This window comes from Mucilaginibacter sp. SG564 (assembly GCF_013149275.1).
In the GTDB taxonomy this organism is placed as follows: domain Bacteria; phylum Bacteroidota; class Bacteroidia; order Sphingobacteriales; family Sphingobacteriaceae; genus Mucilaginibacter.
The window spans coordinates 74,502-92,440 of record NZ_JABGNA010000004.1 but is presented as its reverse complement, the minus strand read 5'-3'; the positions used below and the strand labels follow the sequence as shown (position 1 = coordinate 92,440).

Sequence of the window (17,939 nt, the reverse complement as noted above, 5' to 3'; positions counted from 1 at the left end):
CCTTAAAGCAGTGCACATGAATTTGCTTATCAAATCTGCCACCATTCTTGATCCCGGATCAGCCTTTCATCAACAAGTTACCGATATTTTAATTGAAAACGGGGTGATCACCCGCATTGCCGAAGATATAGAGGCCGATGCCGAAGTGGTAGATGGCGAGGGCAAATATGTATCGCCCGGTTTTTTCGATCTCAACTGTAATATAGGCGAATTGGGACTGGAAACCAAGGAGGATATGCACTCGGGCACACGCGCTGCCGCTGCCGGTGGTTTTACAGGTGTTGCGTTAATGCCCAATACCACGCCTCCGGTTCACTCCAAAGCCGAAATTGAATACCTGCTTAACCGCGCCAAAAATAACCTGGTTGATGTTTATCCACTGGGAACCATATCGCACAAACGTGAGGGTAAAGACCTGGCCGAAATGTATGATATGTACCAAAGCGGTGCCCGCGCCTTTACCGATGGCAACCGCCCGGTGCAGGATGCAGGTTTGATGGAACGCGCCTTACTATATGCCCAGGGTTTTGACGCCCTGGTGTTCTCGTACCCGGAAGATACCGCCATTGCCGGTAAAGCCAAAGTGAACGAGGGCGAGATAAGCACACTGCTGGGCATGAAGGGTATACCATCACTGGCCGAAGAGCTGATGATAGCTCGCGACCTTTACCTGGCCGAGTATACCGTATCAAAAATACACTTCAGCACCGTATCAACCGCCCGTTCTGTGGAGCTTATTCGCGAAGCTAAACGCAAAGGACTGGAGGTTACCTGCGATGTGGCCGCGCATCACCTGGTACTTACCGATGAGGCCCTGATGGGTTTTGACAGCATGTACAAGGTTAAACCGCCCCTGCGTACCAAAGATGATGTTTTGGCGTTGATAAAAGGACTTAAAGATGGTACCATTGATGCCATTGTAAGCCAGCATACCCCACACGAAGTGGAGTTTAAGGATGTAGAGTTTGAAGTAGCCGAATTTGGTATAACCGGATTTCAGACCGCGTTGCCGCTGGCGCTCAGGTCAGGTTTACCGGTAGAAGTACTGGTTGAAAAACTGGCTATAAATCCACGCGAGATACTGGGCGTAGTCGTACCCGTTATAGCCGAGGGCGAAAAGGCCAACCTGGTACTGTTTGACACCGAAACGGAATGGGAATACAGTAATAAAAATAATCGTTCCAAATCGGTTAATTCACCGTTCTTTGGGCAGCATTTAAAAGGAAAAGTACAGCTAACCTACAATAAAAAACAAATCTTTAAATAACGACAATCATGATCGATCCAAAAATAGAAACCGCCTTTGAGGCCGCATTGGAGGCTTTTTCTAAATACAGTGTTTTTGACGCTACAGGTTTGCGCAATAGCTTCGGCGAAGTTTTCGCGCTCGACGAGGATTTTTTGACCAAGGTTGACGCCCTGGACGAAGTATTTGACAATAACCCGGCCATCGAATCATTGCGCGAGGTTTTTTTTGACCTCCTGCTCGTGAACTTCTTTAGTGCCGATGTTAAAAAACTGGAAGAGGATTACCTCGACTCGGCCGAATGGGAAGATATTGAAGAGCAAACGCTTGACCGCGGTACTGAGCTCCTGAACCTGCTGCTGTACCTGAACGAATGTGAGGACGAAGATATTGAGCCTGAATTGGAAGATTACCTGAAGGAATTTTTATTGGTTGATGAAGACGAGTTTCAGGACGAATACCGCATTTATGAACCGGTTATAGCTAACCAGATCCTGATCGAAAGCCCGGTTTCGGAAGTAAGCAAGGTAGCTCAAAGTCTTCCGCAGGATTCGGAGTTGAAAGAACTTTTTTACCCGATGATCTGCTTTTTCCAAACCATCGATCCAACCGACGAAACCAAGGCAGAGATTGCCGAATACGCCTTGGATAAGGAATTTGATATGGCCGTTTTAGATATATTAATCAATTTTCAGTAATCAATGGCCCTCGAAGTTGACAAAAAACGGTTAAGAACAACCGGTATTACCTTTGGTGTACTGTTGGGCGTGGTATTAACCGTATTGAGTATCATATCCTATTATATCATTCTGTCGGCCACATCGGTTGTGTTGATATCATCTACACCTTTTTTATTTTCGGTACTGTTACCCATAATACTGGTTGTTTTGCTATGTTTAAATTTCAGAAAAAGGGTTGGCGGCTGGTGGACTATGCGTGAAGCCGCAACAGGCATATTCATTATGTTTTTTACCGCCTTTGTAATACAGTTTGCCCTGCGCGACCAATTGTTTGCCAAAGTGATAGAACCACACATGGCCGAAAAAACACAGGCCGCCATGACGGCATCGGTAAGTAAATTCCTTACGGAAAAGAAAACCAATCCGGATATTATCAAAAAGAAGCTGGATGAAATACACCAGGATTTTGAGGCTCAAAAAGATGTTACCATAGGACGGCAAATTGTGGGAACCGGTTTTACAATAATTTTCCTGTTTGTACTGGCCATCATTTTTGCCGCTTTCTTTAAAAAGGAAGCACAGGTTTATAACCCGCCTGCGGCCTGATTGAGATCTTATTGAAATGACACAAAAGCGGCTTCCTTTTAAGGGAAGCCGCTTTTGTTTTGTGTGTTTTTCAAATAGTAGATGTTATCACCACGCCAATGTTGGTGTTGTTACCAACATTCTACTGGTTTGTCGATGATAATAAGTTGTTGGTGACAACACCAACAACGGCACGAGAAATAAAAAATATGTCATTTCGAACGAGGAACGAGGAGAAATCTTCTACGATTTGCAACGGAGGGCTTATATAATGCAAAAGATTTCTCTTTCGCACAACGCTCATCCCCACCCTTTGCTCTATCGAAATGACATTTTTTACGGAAATATAATCATCCGTACACCTATGGTGTTATCACCGCAATGTCTGTGGGCGTTTTACCAAACTTTTTCTTAAAAGAATGACAAAAATGGGAGAGGGTCTCGAATCCCAGATCAAGATAGATGGCAGACGGTTTTTTATTCTTGGTTTCTATCAGGTGCCGGGCTTCCAGCAGGCGTTTTTCCTGTAACCAATGCCGCGGAGCCATGCCGAATACCTTTTGAAAGTCGCGCTTAAAACCCGCGAGGCTTCTGCCGGTAAGCTGCGCGAATTTTTCGACAGGTACATTGAAATGAAAGTTATTAAGCATAAATTTTTCAATGTCTATCTTATAAGGTTCGGAAAAATCGAACAGGAAATCTTTGAGCTCGGGCATAATGTGTAAAAGCAATAGTACAACTTCTTTTACCTTGAGCATACCCACCGCATGAGTTATCTTTTCTTCTGAATGCCGCACATAGGGAATTACCGATTGAAAAAAGGCCTTAAGAAAATCATTCCCCGGAATAAGGATGTTAGGGGCGCCTGTGTATTTTTTTCCTTGTTCTATTTGTTCTTCCAGTGCGATCTGTCTGAGCAGGGGTTCTTTCAAACAAATCACTATGGTTTGGTAATTCTCACCATTTAAAGGGGTTTTAGTGAGCTCTCCCAATTGATTTCGTCGGATGAGCAACATTTCGCCTTGCTCCATCGAAAGCTTTTCGCTGGCAGTTTCTAATGTAAAGCGGCCCGAAACCTGTAATACCAGGGTATTATGTTCTAAAAACGCTACTTTATCCTTTCGCGCAGAAGCGTGATAGGAATAAAATAGGACTCCCGGAATTATTTCAGTCGGATTTATCATTACGTAAATATATAAAATAGGTGGGGCTTAAACAGCCCCACCCGGTTAACGCTGCAGATATGTACCTCCGAGTATGGAGCCCGGAGAAAAATGAGTGTTAAGGGCATTCATTTCTTCGGGAGTAAAAACTATCTCCATTGCCTGCATATTTTCTGGCAACCTTAATCTTCGGCTCATGCTCACCAATGGCATAATATGATCTCCCTGGGCATTCACCCAGGCTATAGCCAGTTGTGTTGGAGTATATCCTTTTTCCCTTGCCATTTGTTTTAATGCCTCAACTTTCTCCAGGTTCTTTACCAGGTTATCGCCCTGAAAACGCGAGAAGTGATTATGATAATCATCGGCAGCCAGCGGGGCTTTCATTTCGCCGGTAAGTAACCCTTCAGCGGTATTGGCAAAGGCTATTACACCTATACCCAATTCTTTTGCCGTAGGGAGCAAGTCGCTTTCTATCTGGCGGTCGGCCAGTGAATAGCCTATTTCCAAAGCGGTTACCGGGTGCACACTGTGGGCCTTGCGTAATTGATCGGCGGTAATTTCAGAAACACCGAGGTGACGTACTTTGCCTTCTTTGATCAGATCGGCTATGGTACCGATTATATCTTCTACCGGGACACTGTTGTCCATCCTGCAGGGTTGGTAAAGGTCAATAGTATCGATACCCAACCGTACCAATGAGTAGTTGATGAAATTTTTGATGGCTATAGGGCGTAGATCCAATCCAAGCCACTGACCGCCATAGAAGATAGCACCAAATTTTACACTGATAAAGGCATCATCTCTTCTGCCTTTAATGGCTTTGCCTACCAGTAGTTCGTTATGACCGGCGCCATAGAAATCGCCGGTATTCAGGAAATTAATGCCGCTGTCTAAAGCTGATTGGATAGTAGCGATACTTTCACTTTCATTATTTGCCGGGCCGCCCCAAACGGGCGACATGCGCATGCAGCCTAAGCCGAGTTTAGAAACAAGCGGGCCATTTTTGCCGAGGGCTATTTTTGTTATGTTTGACATTGCTGTATTTTTAATAAGTTAACGATACAAATATCAGTCTTATAGCTGATGACAGATGTCGTTCACGGCTCAATTTACTTGTCTGTATGGCTCGGGCTGATTTTATAATGGAAGGTGTTACCGCCCTGCCGACTGCTAAAAAGGTCTGAAATAAGGCCGGCTCGTAAGCGGTGAAAATGCCCAGGGAATAGAGGTAATAATGAGAACCAGTGCGATACTGAACCAGACGGCCATCGTTTTGAATTTTTCTTTATCTGTGGTTTTTCGCTTTGCTTTTGCTGAACCTATGGTAATTAAAACGATACTGATCAGCATCACCGTAATGTGCTCCATGCCAAAAAAGCGAATCTGCCGTTCATGAACGGCTGTATTAAAATGGCTAAGAAAATAGTGAACGATAGGACTGATACCATATAACCCAAGCCCAATGATGAGTTGGATATGCGCTATAGTAACAGTTATGAGCCGTATAGTATCATCAACCTTTAAAAACGGCTTATTAAGCAACCAACCTCTGTAAGCCCGGCCAATGGAAAAAATTAAACTAACTAATACCAGCCACCGGGTTAATGAATGTAAGGCTAATAGTATGGTATACATGAGGCTCAATGTTAAGAATTAAAGATAGAGTTAAGATGATCCAAATTTAATTTATAGTGATAACACTGACTTCAGGCGGAAGTAAAAAGTCAGACATAATTATCACTTTGTCCGATACATATTCGCCCGGATTTTTTGAATAGGCGGGAATAATAATTACTTTTAATAAATCATAAACCAATACAATATCATGGAAATACAAAAAACAAGTCCAATGCCGGTAATTATTAAATGGGGGGCTATATATGTAATAGCCTCTATTTTAGTTACTTATATTATTCAGTTTTTGGATATCGATCCAGATTCGCCTATTAAATGGTTAAGTACCTTATTGTTTATCGCCTTCATGTTCCTGACACAAAAAGAGTATAGGGATTTAAATGGGGGTTATTTAACTTTTGGTGAAGGGTTTAAAGCGGGATTTTTGTTTGCGATATTATCAGGTATTGTATTGTCGGTATTTACTTACCTGTATTTCGCGGTATTGAGCCCTGGAATGCTCCAAAAACTAACTGCCTCTACCGAGGCAAAACTGGCGGCAAAAGGCATGTCGCAAGAGCAGATAGACCAGGCGATGTCCATCACCAGCAAATTTCTTAGCCCGGTAGGTATTACTATCAGCGCGCTTATCGGCGCGGCTGTTATGGGAGCAATTATAGCGCTTATTGGCGCGGCTATCTTTAAAAAGGATCGCCCCCCGGTTTTAATAGCTGATGCTGATAATTATAAGGATCCAGCCGAGCCAACAGTTTAACCTGTCTTGAAACATTGTACCTGATGCAGTTCTAAAGATTTAGTATCTCTATAAAAAGCAACAGCCCGGTTCTTTTACAAAAGAGAACCGGGCTATTTGGTTAAAGGAGCAACCGGCTCAAAAATTGCCCATTTAGTGTGTTGTTAAATTAATACTTTTTAAACTTTTCAAAGCCAGCCAAAAATTTGTTAAAAAGTGTTAAAACGCATTGAAACGTTATTAAAACTGATAAAAACGAAGCCGTTTTGCCCCATTTTTAATCTAAAAATTGTTAAAATTTAAGCTTTAAAAAGTTTTTGCCTGATAGACTAAGCTGTTGCTACCAATTTACTGATGCTCCGGTAAACATAGTTGTTATAAATATGTCTGCGGGCAAAACGTCCGGGAGAGTCGGCGTTGATCAGTTTGATATAAACCGCCTTGGGTACATCAAAATACTCGTAAGTATTTCCATCCAGAAAACTGATCTTCAATACTTGTGATTTGTAATCAAAATCGGCTATGTTTGAGGTAGTTGTGGTAATGGTGTACTCGGCAAATGATTGTTCGCGGGTTTCCGGGGCGATACTCACCAGGAAATGATAAGCTTCAATAATGGTCTTGCTTTTTTCTTCGGCTTCGAGTTTACTTTCCGGGCTGTCCTGAAATTTATCCGGGTGCCAGGCCTTCATCAGGCTGCGGTATGTTGTTTTTAATTCCTGCAGTTCGGCAGCCTCAGTTACACCCAAAAGCTTGCGATAGTCGACAATTTTTTTCATTGTATTGATTAATAAGTATTTATTGTCGTTGAATAGTTAAGCAAATGGAAGTATGCCTCTTTTCAGGAAAATAATTGCGCGAAGGTACGCTTTTAAAGCTTATAAAAAATTGTGTAAGGTAAAGTTAGCGTAATGGCTGTTTTACTAAATTGCTCAAAAGGATGAGTATGGTAACAAAAAAGCCCCGGAAATCAATTTTCCAGGGCTGTAAATATGATGAGTTAAATGGCTTATTTTTTGACGATGATTTTCACTATATCGTTGCCAAAAACAAAAACCATAAGCGTAACCAGTATAACAAAACCAACAATTTGAGCACGTTCCAGGAACTTATCGCTTAGTGCTTTGCCTTTGATCATCTCGATGATCAGGAATACGGCATGGCCACCGTCAAGCGCCGGGATGGGTAACAGGTTCATCATAGCCAATGCCATAGATAAAAAGCCAACCAAACTCCAGAAACGCACCCAATCGATATGGCTGCCGAATAGATTGGCTATAGCAACAGGGCCACTTACTGCCTTGTTGAGCTTAACATCACCTTTGAATATTTTGCCCAGGCCTTTAGCATTGTCGGCAAATTGTCCCCAGGCCCTTGAAGCACCTACCGGCAATGAACCAAAGAAACCGTAGTAAATGGTTTTTACTTCGGGTAGGTCGTTTTTTGACTGAGCAAAACCAAGGGTTCCATCGGTGGTTACCTGTGCTTTTAAAGTGATCACCTGGTTGTTACGTTTTACCCCCAGGTCAACCGTTTTGCCTTTGTCTTTAAATAATTCAGTTTTCAGCTCGTCGTAAAAAGCGATAGGCTGGTTATTGATAGCTACAATGCTGTCACCCTTGGCCAGACCAGCTTTTTGTGCATTGCTTTTGGGTAATACAGAGTCTACAATGAACTTACTGCGGGGAATTCTGCTGATAAACTCCTCAATGTTGTGATCAGATAGATCATTCAAAATGGTACGCGGTATAGTAACGCTTACAGTTTCGGATCCGCGCTTTATAGTAAACACGGTGTTTTCCAATAATACTTTAGTGCTGGTTAGGTCGTCAAAGCGTTTAACATCTTTGCCGTTGATCTTTATAATTTTATCGCCAGCTACAAGACCTATCTTTTTACCTATCTCGCCGGGAACAATACCGTATTTGGCACTTGAGTTAGGGATATAGCTATCGCCAAAACGCATGGTGAGCACCCAGAATATCAATACACCCAGGATAATGTTTACAGTAACACCTCCAAGCATTACAATTAAACGCTGCCAGGCTGGTTTTGAACGGAACTCCCAGGGTTGCGGAGGGCCCGCAAGCTGATCAGTATCCATTGATTCATCTATCATACCGGCAATTCTAACATAGCCCCCCAGAGGTAGCCAGCCAATACCGTATTCAACTCCTTTATAGGTAAATTTAAAAAGGCTTATGTTCCAGGCATCAAAAAACAGGTAGAATTTTTCGACCTTGATACCGAATGCACGCGCTGCTAAAAAATGTCCCAGCTCATGCAGGATTATTAAAATTGAAAGGCCCAATATGAGCTGGCCCACCATGATCACTATACTCATTATCTAGTTTTATGTATATTAAAATTGTATTGCCTTTACCGGCATTTTTTCTATTAAATTTTGCGCAAAGATGCGTGTTTCTTTATCAGTATTCAAATAATCGGTTAAGGTTGGTTGCTTTATAAAATTTATCTTTTGCATGCACTCCTCAATAATTGTGCTCATAGCTAAAAAGCTGACAGACTGGCTTAAAAAGCCTGCAACTACTACTTCGTTTGCCGCATTGATAATGCATGGCATATTACCGCCTTGTTTTAACGCGGTATAAGCTAAACTAAGATTACGAAAAGTATCGAGATCTGGTTTTTCGAATGTAAGGGTGGGGTAGTCGGTAAAGTTAAACCGCTTAAAATCGTTTTTTATTCTGTTTGGATAAGTTAAGGCGTATTGGATGGGCAGTTTCATATCGGGTAAACCCATTTGCGCTTTGATGGAGCCATCCTTAAACTGAGCCATAGAGTGGATGATAGATTGTGGATGAATGATCACATCGATCTGATCGGCCTCTACATCAAACAGCCACCGGGCCTCTATCACTTCCAGTCCCTTATTCATGAGCGAGGCCGAATCGATAGTGATTTTGGCTCCCATTACCCAGTTGGGGTGTTTAAGCGCGTCTTGTGGCGTTACATGAGCCAAAAAATCAAGATCGCGCCCGCGGAATGGCCCACCCGAGGCGGTAAGTATTAGTTTTTCAACCGGGTTATGCTCTTCGCCGGCAAGGCATTGAAATATGGCCGAATGTTCTGAGTCGACTGGTAAAATCCTTACGTTGTGTTGTTTGGCCAGTCCGGTTATCAGTTCGCCTGCCACTACCAGAGTCTCTTTATTAGCCAGAGCTATATCTTTATCAGCCTTTATGGCAGCAATGGTAGGTTCAAGACCGGCAAAGCCAACCATGGCCGTTAGCACTATTGTAATATCCGGATGGGTTACTGTATCAACAATGGCCTGATGACCAGCCAATACTTTAACCGGTAAATGCGCAAGAGATGTTTTAACATGCTGATATTTACCTTCGTCGCAAATAATGACGTACTCAGGCTTGAATTCAATAGCTTGTTGGATAAGCAGATCGGCATTGGAATGCGCGGTGAGTAAAAACGCCCTGAACAAATTGCTATTGCTCCTGATTACCTCCAGCGTTTGCGTACCTATACTTCCCGTAGAGCCAAGAATGGCAATGTTTTTTATATGATTAATCAATGATATATCTTGTTTCAATTTTTATTCAGATGAACGGTTGTTTGATGAAACTGTTTAACTGAACAATGTCAAATTTACTTATTATATAGCGTATTCTTTCAATACGTCGGCAATCTTCCTGTCGTTGGCTAATCGCGGTACTTTATTTTGTCCCCCAAGTTTCCCTTGAGAACGCATATAATTAATAAACGCGTCCTTCTGCAGGCTTTGGATGATCAGTGGTTGTAAAATGTTACCTTCAATGAGGTCAAAATAGTAAATATTTTTCTTTTGTAAAGCTTTATCTACTTTAAGCGCAAAGGCTTTTAAATCAGCCGGAGCAGCACCAAATTCAACGAACCATTCATGGTAGGGCAGTTGTCCTGGCTGCGGATTAACCTGCGGAGCTACAGTAAATTCCACCACATCAACACCTTCCTGCTGCGCTACTGTCATTAATGATTGTTCTACTTCCTCTCCTATCACATGTTCGCCAAAAGCCGATATGTAATGTTTGATACGGCCTGTTACAACTATCCGGTAAGGGTTTTTTGATACAAACTTAATGGTGTCGCCCAGACTATAACCCCATAAACCCGCGCTGGTATTCATGATAAGTGCATAGTTTTTATCCAGCTCAATATCCTTCAGATTAATGCGGGTAGGGTTTTCATTGAAATATTCTTCGGATGGGATAAACTCATAAAATATACCCGAGTCAACAAGCAGCAATAGCCCTTTTTCTTTCTGCGAATCCTGGAAGGCGATAAAACCTTCGGATGCAGGGTAGGTTTCAATAGCATCTATCTTTGCGCCGATGCTTTCTTCCATGCGGGCACGATACGGTTCGAAATTTACGCCGCCATGCACATACAGTTTAAAGTTGGGGAATATATCCTTTACTTTTTTGCCACCGGCTTTGGCAGATAGCCTGTCAAAATACATCTGGCACCAGGGTGGTATGCCCGATATGAGGCGCATATCCTGGTTAAAAGTTTCTTCTACTATGGCATCAACTTTTTGCTCCCAATCCTCAATGCAATTAGTTTCATAGCTGGGAAGGCGGTTTTTTTGCAGATAGGCGGGTACGTGATGGGCTACAATGCCTGACAGTCTGCCGGTTGATATACCTGCTTTTACTGTAAGTATAGGACTGCCTTGTAAAAATATCATTTTGCCATCCACAAAATTGGCATTGCCGGTTTCATGAATATAGCTCAACAAGGCGTTGCGCGCTGCTTTGATATGCTCGGGCATACTTTTCCTGGATATCGGGATGTATTTTACACCCGATGTGGTACCCGATGTTTTGGCCAGATAAGCGGGTTTTCCGGGCCACAGTACATTTTCTTCTCCATTAACAACACGATCAATATAAGGGCGCAGGTCCTCATAATCATGTATAGGTACGTTTCGTTTAAAATCGTTATAGTTATTGATGTCAGCAAAACGGTGTTCGCGACCAAAAGCAGTGTCTTTGGCTGCATCTACCAGATCGGAAAAAGTATCTTGCTGCAGTGCTATGGCGTTTTTGCGCAGCTTGTTTAGCTGCCGGTTCACTGCGGCTGCAAATACTTTGCTTAGTGCAGATTTTAGTCCCATGTGCTAATTAGTTTCGGCAATATCATCATCCACATCAAGGTGGCTGTAAACCAGTTTGCGGTAAGCCACTATCAATATGATATTTACAAATGGAATAACCAATATTAACCCTACAACAGTTATAGCGCCCAGTATCATAAGTGCTTCTATCACTAAAAATATTAAGAAATATTTAAAAAAATTCCCCCTGATTAAGTGAAAACTCTGGGCTAAGGATTCAAGAGGACCGGATGCATCATCTACAATAAAGCAGGTGCATATAGGGAAATAGAACAGAAAGAAGAACTGTACAATTAAGCCGAGAATAAAGTTGAGAAAGTTTTTGACGTTAAGTACATTGATATTTTCAATCAGGTGGGTAACCAGAACCGCGAGCGTACTTACCAATACCAATAAAGTTAAATAGCTTACAAGCATTCTGAACTTAGGGATGATCTCGCTAAAATCAAAATCATAATAAGCTTTGTCCATGAGTTTGAACCCCAGCTTTATAAATGCTAAAAAAATAAATGTGATCTCGACCAATAAAACAATAAAGCCAACCGAACTAACTACAGCATCATCGTCAAAGTAAAACACCAGGAACCCGGAAATAAAAACGATAGCGAAGGCAATTACCGAGTATACTGTAATTGTAGCGAAGTTTTTCTTTAATACATTCCATGCAGTTTTAATGGTTTCTGCAACAGAAAATGGGTGGTACATAGGTTCTTATGATCTGTTAAAAATTACACGCTTCCAAAAATCCTGCATAAATCCTAACCCGTAGGCAATAAGTTGGGTGAAGGCGGCTATAATGCTCAAAAATGCAATTTTTAATGATTTATTTTTCCACCAGGCATGAAAAAATATTAACAAAATGTAAACTGCTAATACCAGGTTACTCAATAGGGCTATTTGCCAACCTAACAGGTTAAAAATAAGCGTAAGTATAACCCCAATAGTAAATACCGCCGGAAAAAAGTGCACTGCTTTTAACTCCTTTGGAAAGAATTTATAAATATTGATACGGGCCCTGCCAAAAAAATGAAGCTGTTTATAAAACTGTGAAAAGTTGGTTCGCCGTTTATGATAAACTATAGCATCGGGTATCAAGCCTATTTTAAAGCCCAGCGAATGAATGCGGATACTGTATTCAATATCCTCGCCCAGGCGGGTAATGATAAATCCGCCTGCTTTTTCCCATACCTGGCGCGATATACCCATGTTAAAACTGCGCGGATGAAATTGTCCGATAGCTTTTTTATTGCCCCTTATACCGCCTGTTGTAAAAGGAGAGGTCATGGAGTAGCTGATAGCCTTTTGCGTGGGTGTAAATGAACTGTGTGCACCATCCGGGCCGCCGTAGGCATCCAGGTAGTTGGTGGTAAGTGAGTTATTTACAATTTCGAGATAATCAGCAGGGATCAGGCAGTCAGAATCAAAAATGATAAAGTAGTCGCCTTTGGCGCGCTCAAAACCAAAATTACGGGTAAAACCCTGACCTTCATTGAGCTTTTTGAAATAACGTAAGTTAAGCGAACCCATAAAACTGTTGGCTATGGCTTCGGCATCCTGAACAGAACCATCCTCTATCACCAAAACTTCAAAGTTCCTGTAGGTTTGCAACACCAGGGTTTCCAGCAGTTCTTTGATCTCCTGCGGGCGATTATATAAAGGAATGATGATGGAAAAAAACATGCTTTAAAATAGAGTCAAGAAACAAGAGCCAAGAATCAAGAAATAAGAATAAAAAATGTCCTGATTCTTGGCTCTTTATTCTTGTTTCTTCAATTATATTATCTCTTCTATCTGGTAATTATTGCGTTCGCTTGAGTTTCTGGAAACCAGCTCGGCAACAAAGCCGGTTAAAAATAATTGGGAACCTAAAATAATGGCTACTATAGCTATATAAAACCACGGATTATCAGTTGGTTGGCGTACAGTTATATTATGGGCCAAATTATATAGCTTTTCGCTGATGAGCCATATGGCAATGATCAATCCTGCAAAAAAGCTCAGTGTGCCCATAGTGCCAAAAAAGTGCATCGGGCGTTTGCCAAATTTACCTACAAAAAATATCGAGAGCAGATCCAGAAAACCATTAACAAAACGGCTCATGCCAAATTTGGTTTTACCGTATTTGCGTGCGCGATGCTCAACCACCTGTTCGCCTATTTTGGTAAAGCCAGCCCATTTGGCCAGTACGGGTATATAGCGGTGCATTTCGCCGTAAACCTCAATGTTTTTAACTACAGCTTTACGATAAGCTTTTAAGCCGCAGTTAAAATCATGTAGGTTATCAATACCACTCATTTTGCGGGTTGCCGCGTTAAATAGCTTGGTGGGGATGGTTTTACTCAGCGGATCATACCGTTTGGCTTTCCAGCCCGATACCAGATCATAGTTTTCTTCAGTAATGCGGCGGTACAGTTCCGGAATCTCATCGGGGCTATCCTGCAAATCGGCATCCATAGTGATAATCACATTGCCATTGGCGGCTTCAAAACCCGTATTCAACGCCGCCGATTTACCGTAATTGCGCCTAAACTTAATGCCCTTTATAAAAGGGTTGTTCAGCTGCAGTTTCCTGATCATTTCCCATGAGCCATCTTTACTGCCATCATCAATTAGCACAATCTCGTAAGTAAAACGGTTTTCGTCCATTACCCGGCTTATCCATGAGGTTAACTCCGGCAATGATTCTATTTCGTCATAAAGTGGTACTACTACTGATATATCCATTTATTAGGAATGTGATTCGGAGCGGCGGTTTTGCGTGCTCGCAATCATCCGCAAAAATATAAAAAATAGATAATGGTTACACACTGTTTTTAGGGAAGCATATTAGTCTTTAAGAAGCATGTAACAGTAATGATATGTTAAAATATGTTATAACGGCCCAATTGTCATAAGGGCATCATCATAATTTTGATATATTGGCGTTCATTTATGATAAATCACCTACATGAAGCCTTATAGCCTAACGCTTTGTATACTGCTGTGTGCCATAACCTTTAAAGGATATGCGCAAAATACCGACCAGCCTGCTGTAAAATACGATCAGCACAAAGTATTCAACCCTAATTTCTATCCCGAAAAAGGTAACGCGTTCAGGAACGCCGGTGGGGCACCGGGCTCCAAATACTGGCAAAATAAGGCAGATTATAAACTGAATGTTACTTTAGATACGCTGAAACATCGGATTGACGGTACCGCGCTGATCACCTATACCAATAACAGCCCCGATGCACTGGGTTTTTTGTGGCTGCAGGTAGAGCAAAATATTTACCGGGAAGATTCAAGGGCCGAAGCTACCAGCCCAATAACCGGCGGCCGGTTTAACAATCGTACTTATACCAAAGGCGATGAGATAAAAGCCATATTCATCACTAAAAATGGCAAAACCGAAAAAGCAGATTATCTGGTGACCGATACGCGTTTGCAAATAAAGCTGAAAGATTCTTTACGTGCCGATGGGAGTAAACTGCAGATCAGGATTGAGTATGGGTTTGATATTCCCCAATACGGAACTGATAGGATGGGGCGCCTGCTTACTAAAAATGGCTGGATATATGAATTGGCACAATGGTATCCCCGTATGGAAGTTTATGACGACGTGAGCGGATGGAATACCCTGCCATACCTTGGAGCCGGGGAGTTTTACCTGGAATATGGCAATTTTGATTATACAATTACAGCTCCGGCCAGTCTGTTAGTAGTGGGATCGGGCGAATTACTTAATCCCAACGAAGTATATTCCCCAACTACACTGAAACGTTTGGCCGAAGCCCGCAACAGCGATAAAACCATCATGATCAAAGACTCCGCAGATGTTTTGCGAAAAGATGATTATCCTAAAAAGCCAAATCTTACCTGGCACTTTCTATGCAAAAATGCGCGTGATGTGGCCTGGGCTGCTTCAAAAGCATTTATATGGGATGCAGCGCGCATTAATCTGTCTGGTGGGAAGAAAGCGCTGGCGCAGTCAGTTTATCCGATTGAAAGTAAGGGAAAGCAAGCCTGGAGCCGCTCAACAGAATATGTGAAAGGCGCTATTGAACTGTACTCCAGTCAGTGGTTTGAATATACTTATCCCGTAGCTACCAATGTGGCTGGTACCGTTGGCGGTATGGAATACCCGGGCATCGTTTTTTGTAGTTCCGAAAGTAAAAGTAGTGATCTATGGTCGGTAACGAATCATGAGTTCGGCCACAATTGGTTCCCAATGATCGTAGGGTCAAACGAGCGTAAATACGCCTGGATGGACGAAGGTTTTAATACGTTTTTAAATAATGTAGATACCAAAGTGTTTAACAATGGTGAATATTATGTGAAACCCGATGAACAAAAAACAGCTATAGAACAGTTTGGCCCCGATGCCGAGCCCATCATGACGATACCGGATGTTCTCCAGGATAATTTTTTAGGTGTAGCTGCTTATAGTAAACCGGCACTGGGGCTTGCTATCCTGCGTGAACAGGTTCTGGGCGAGCAACGTTTTGATTATGCCTTTAAAACTTATATCAAACGCTGGGCATTTAAACATCCTACACCATGGGATTTTTTCCATACCATGGATAATGCCGCGGGAGAGGATCTGAGCTGGTTTTGGAACGAATGGTTTTTTACCACCTGGAAACTCGACCAGGGTATAAGGGATATTACTTATCCCGATGGCGATGCCTCCAAAGGAGCCCTGATCACCCTGGAAAACCTGGAAGAGATGGCCCTGCCCATAACCATACAGATCAAAGAAGAAAATGGCAAAACCGCCATAGTGAAACTCCCTGTCGAAATATGGCAGCGTGGCGGGCTTTGGACATTTCATTATAAATCGACCTCAAAAGTTGTTTCGGCTGTGGTCGACCCTGATCATCTTTTGCCTGATATTAACCCCGAGAATAATTCATTCAGCGGTTTGCCTGTACCGGCCGGTACAACTGCTTCCAGTGTTATCAAAACGTATATTGACGCTATAGGCGGAACCGAAAAGTTAAAAAATATTAAAGATCTGCAAATATCGTCAACAGGTACCATTCAGGGATCCGAAGTGCAAATGGTTAGTCGGTACAGGGCACCCGATATGTATTTTCAGCAAATAACCGTGCCATCATACAATAATTTGGTTGTAACCCATGTTTTGGTAAACGGCGAGCGTGTGAGTGTACAACAGTTAAGTCGCGAAATACCGCTGGATGAAGCCGGTAAAAAGATAATAAAAGCCAAGAGCAAACCTTTCCCCGAACTTGAATATGAAAAGGGGGGCTACACGATGGAACTCGATTCCACGCTTAAAATAGTGAATGGCGATCTGGCTTATGAAATTGATATAAACCTGGCAGAAGGAACCCAGATCAGGAATTTTTATAATCAGAAAACCGGTTTGAAGATAAAGCAGGTGGTTGAAGGCTCCGTAAACTCGGTAATTGAATTTGGCGATTATGAGGGCATCAACGGCGGCATCCGTATACCCTTCCTTATCAAAACTACCCTGCTGGGCCAATCAGCCGAATTTAAGGTGAAGGAAACTGCTGTAAATAGCGGTATGACTGCAGGGGGCTTTCAGTAGAAATGGCTCTTTAATTTGATAGCTCCTTTTTGTATATTTCAGTTTTAATACCATAGCCGGAGCCATGCGCAGTTTTTTCTACCTTCTTGTGATTATATTCATTTTTTGCACCGAAAAGGCAAGCGCCCAACGCGATACAGATTGGGTATACATGAAAAATGTTGGGTGGAATAATAACGTAGAAAGATCGGTAATGGCAGAAAATAAAGACAGCGCTGATTTTATACGCATGATCACCTCTCCTGATACAAATATTGACAGGAGCCTTTACCCCATAAATGATTTTTACCTAAATGGAAAATTAAAGCGAACGGCGCTATCAACGGTTCAAATAGCTGCTTATGCCGTTTTTCAGGGTCCCTGCCTGGAATATTATCCAGATGGACAAAAAAAAATGATCTGTAATTTTGAAAATGGTCATCTGGAAGGCGCTGCCATTACCTATTACCCTAATGGTAAAATGTATATTTCCGGTAGTTATCACCAGGACACTTTTACATTCAATGGATGTAGTGATTCTACAGGAATTGTATTGGCCGAAGATGGAAATGGTAAATGGATCAAATACAGTAGTGATTTTAAACAAATTATTGAGCAGGGTTTTGTAAACGACGGCTTGAAGGAAGGTAACTGGACTGGTCGTTTAAATGATAGTGTGGATTACCGATGCACCTATTTGAGGGGGAATTTAATTTCGGGAACGAGCTTTGTTAAAAACGGACATCAATACGAATTCAAAGCAACAGAAGTTATTCCAGAATTTGAGGGTGGGATTGACGCATTTGGACATTTTTTAACCAGGAATGTAAGGTATCCACAATACGCCAGAGAACATAAAATACAAGGTAGGGTAATCATAACATTTGTAGTAGAAAAAGACGGCTCCCTTCAGGGTATTAAAGTTGCTAGGGGAGTAGAGAAAAGCCTCGATGATGAGGCTGTCAGAGTTATTAAAATGTGCCCCAAATGGTCGCCCGCCTATTTCTATGGAATCCTGGTAAGGGTTCAATACTCGGTGCCGATTAACTTTACTGTTGACAAAGGAAATCAAAATCACAGGGCTTTTAACAAGTTAAACTAAACCAAGCCAAATGTTTTACTTGTGCCGGCCCTGGTAATCTGAAATCTCTCGCAGAATACCCTGAGGTATTAAGCTTGGCTAGCCTTCTCGTGATTCCTTTGAAGGCCCCCAAAGTGGGTTTACATGTAAAC

The 17,939-nt window shown here is 42.1% G+C and carries 16 protein-coding genes; 6 read left to right on the top strand and 10 right to left on the bottom strand.

Annotated features, from left to right (window positions below; translation table 11 throughout):
• The first annotated feature begins 16 nt into the window (after nucleotides 1-16).
• The 3 genes from FHW89_RS10305 to FHW89_RS10295 are packed head-to-tail and all read left to right on the top strand — an operon-like array spanning nucleotide 17 to nucleotide 2,532.
• A complete protein-coding gene (locus FHW89_RS10305; protein WP_172334961.1) occupies nucleotides 17-1,267 on the top strand; it encodes a dihydroorotase family protein in 1,251 nt (416 codons plus the stop codon).
• Between the two features lie 8 nt (nucleotides 1,268-1,275).
• Nucleotides 1,276-1,944, top strand: coding sequence for a hypothetical protein (locus FHW89_RS10300; protein WP_172334960.1), 669 nt, complete (start codon nucleotides 1,276-1,278; stop codon nucleotides 1,942-1,944).
• A gap of 3 nt (nucleotides 1,945-1,947) precedes the next feature.
• The gene (locus FHW89_RS10295; RefSeq protein WP_172334959.1) at nucleotides 1,948-2,532 is read left to right on the top strand and encodes a DUF4199 family protein; all 585 of its coding nucleotides are present in this window, start codon (nucleotides 1,948-1,950) and stop codon (nucleotides 2,530-2,532) included.
• Nucleotides 2,533-2,873: 341 nt separating this feature from the next.
• Here the strand turns inward: FHW89_RS10295 and FHW89_RS10290 are convergent, their stop codons facing one another.
• The 3 genes from FHW89_RS10290 to FHW89_RS10280 all read right to left on the bottom strand — a co-directional run bounded on the left by FHW89_RS10290 (nucleotide 2,874) and on the right by FHW89_RS10280 (nucleotide 5,312).
• Nucleotides 2,874-3,695, bottom strand: coding sequence for an AraC family transcriptional regulator (locus tag FHW89_RS10290; RefSeq protein WP_172334958.1), 822 nt, complete (start codon nucleotides 3,693-3,695; stop codon nucleotides 2,874-2,876).
• 45 nt (nucleotides 3,696-3,740) lie between these two features.
• A complete protein-coding gene (locus FHW89_RS10285; RefSeq protein ID WP_172334957.1) occupies nucleotides 3,741-4,712 on the bottom strand; it encodes an aldo/keto reductase in 972 nt (323 codons plus the stop codon).
• 135 nt (nucleotides 4,713-4,847) lie between these two features.
• Entirely contained in the window at nucleotides 4,848-5,312 is a 465-nt protein-coding gene (locus FHW89_RS10280; RefSeq protein ID WP_172334956.1) for a hypothetical protein, read from the bottom strand.
• 190 nt (nucleotides 5,313-5,502) lie between these two features.
• Between FHW89_RS10280 and FHW89_RS10275 the strand changes: the two genes are divergently transcribed.
• The gene (locus tag FHW89_RS10275; RefSeq protein ID WP_172334955.1) at nucleotides 5,503-6,066 is read left to right on the top strand and encodes a DUF4199 domain-containing protein; all 564 of its coding nucleotides are present in this window, start codon (nucleotides 5,503-5,505) and stop codon (nucleotides 6,064-6,066) included.
• A gap of 308 nt (nucleotides 6,067-6,374) precedes the next feature.
• On the opposite strand, the gene FHW89_RS10270 is transcribed toward FHW89_RS10275, so the two are convergent.
• From FHW89_RS10270 to FHW89_RS10240, 7 genes are all read right to left on the bottom strand, one after another.
• Entirely contained in the window at nucleotides 6,375-6,824 is a 450-nt protein-coding gene (locus FHW89_RS10270; RefSeq protein WP_172334954.1) for a KTSC domain-containing protein, read from the bottom strand.
• 230 nt (nucleotides 6,825-7,054) lie between these two features.
• Nucleotides 7,055-8,389: an RIP metalloprotease RseP gene (gene rseP, locus FHW89_RS10265; RefSeq protein ID WP_172334953.1), complete on the bottom strand. Its 1,335-nt coding sequence runs from the start codon at nucleotides 8,387-8,389 to the stop codon at nucleotides 7,055-7,057.
• A gap of 18 nt (nucleotides 8,390-8,407) precedes the next feature.
• Nucleotides 8,408-9,583: a 1-deoxy-D-xylulose-5-phosphate reductoisomerase gene (locus FHW89_RS10260; protein WP_172335323.1), complete on the bottom strand. Its 1,176-nt coding sequence runs from the start codon at nucleotides 9,581-9,583 to the stop codon at nucleotides 8,408-8,410.
• Nucleotides 9,584-9,676: 93 nt separating this feature from the next.
• The gene (locus FHW89_RS10255; RefSeq protein ID WP_172334952.1) at nucleotides 9,677-11,176 is read right to left on the bottom strand and encodes a GH3 auxin-responsive promoter family protein; all 1,500 of its coding nucleotides are present in this window, start codon (nucleotides 11,174-11,176) and stop codon (nucleotides 9,677-9,679) included.
• Between the two features lie 3 nt (nucleotides 11,177-11,179).
• Nucleotides 11,180-11,881, bottom strand: a complete 702-nt coding sequence (locus FHW89_RS10250) for a hypothetical protein (RefSeq protein ID WP_172334951.1) — start codon at nucleotides 11,879-11,881, stop codon at nucleotides 11,180-11,182.
• Between the two features lie 6 nt (nucleotides 11,882-11,887).
• Nucleotides 11,888-12,856, bottom strand: a complete 969-nt coding sequence (locus FHW89_RS10245) for a glycosyltransferase family 2 protein (protein WP_172334950.1) — start codon at nucleotides 12,854-12,856, stop codon at nucleotides 11,888-11,890.
• Nucleotides 12,857-12,949: 93 nt separating this feature from the next.
• A complete protein-coding gene (locus FHW89_RS10240; protein ID WP_172334949.1) occupies nucleotides 12,950-13,900 on the bottom strand; it encodes a glycosyltransferase family 2 protein in 951 nt (316 codons plus the stop codon).
• A 223-nt stretch (nucleotides 13,901-14,123) separates the two neighbouring features.
• Here FHW89_RS10240 and FHW89_RS10235 point away from each other — a divergent pair, with 223 nt between their 5' ends.
• Together FHW89_RS10235 and FHW89_RS10230 are read left to right on the top strand one after the other, a co-directional pair.
• Nucleotides 14,124-16,727 (top strand): M1 family metallopeptidase, encoded by a 2,604-nt coding sequence (locus FHW89_RS10235; protein WP_172334948.1) that lies wholly within the window; start codon nucleotides 14,124-14,126, stop codon nucleotides 16,725-16,727.
• A gap of 151 nt (nucleotides 16,728-16,878) precedes the next feature.
• A complete protein-coding gene (locus FHW89_RS10230) occupies nucleotides 16,879-17,808 on the top strand; it encodes an energy transducer TonB (RefSeq protein WP_172334947.1) in 930 nt (309 codons plus the stop codon).
• Nucleotides 17,809-17,939: the final 131 nt, after the last annotated feature.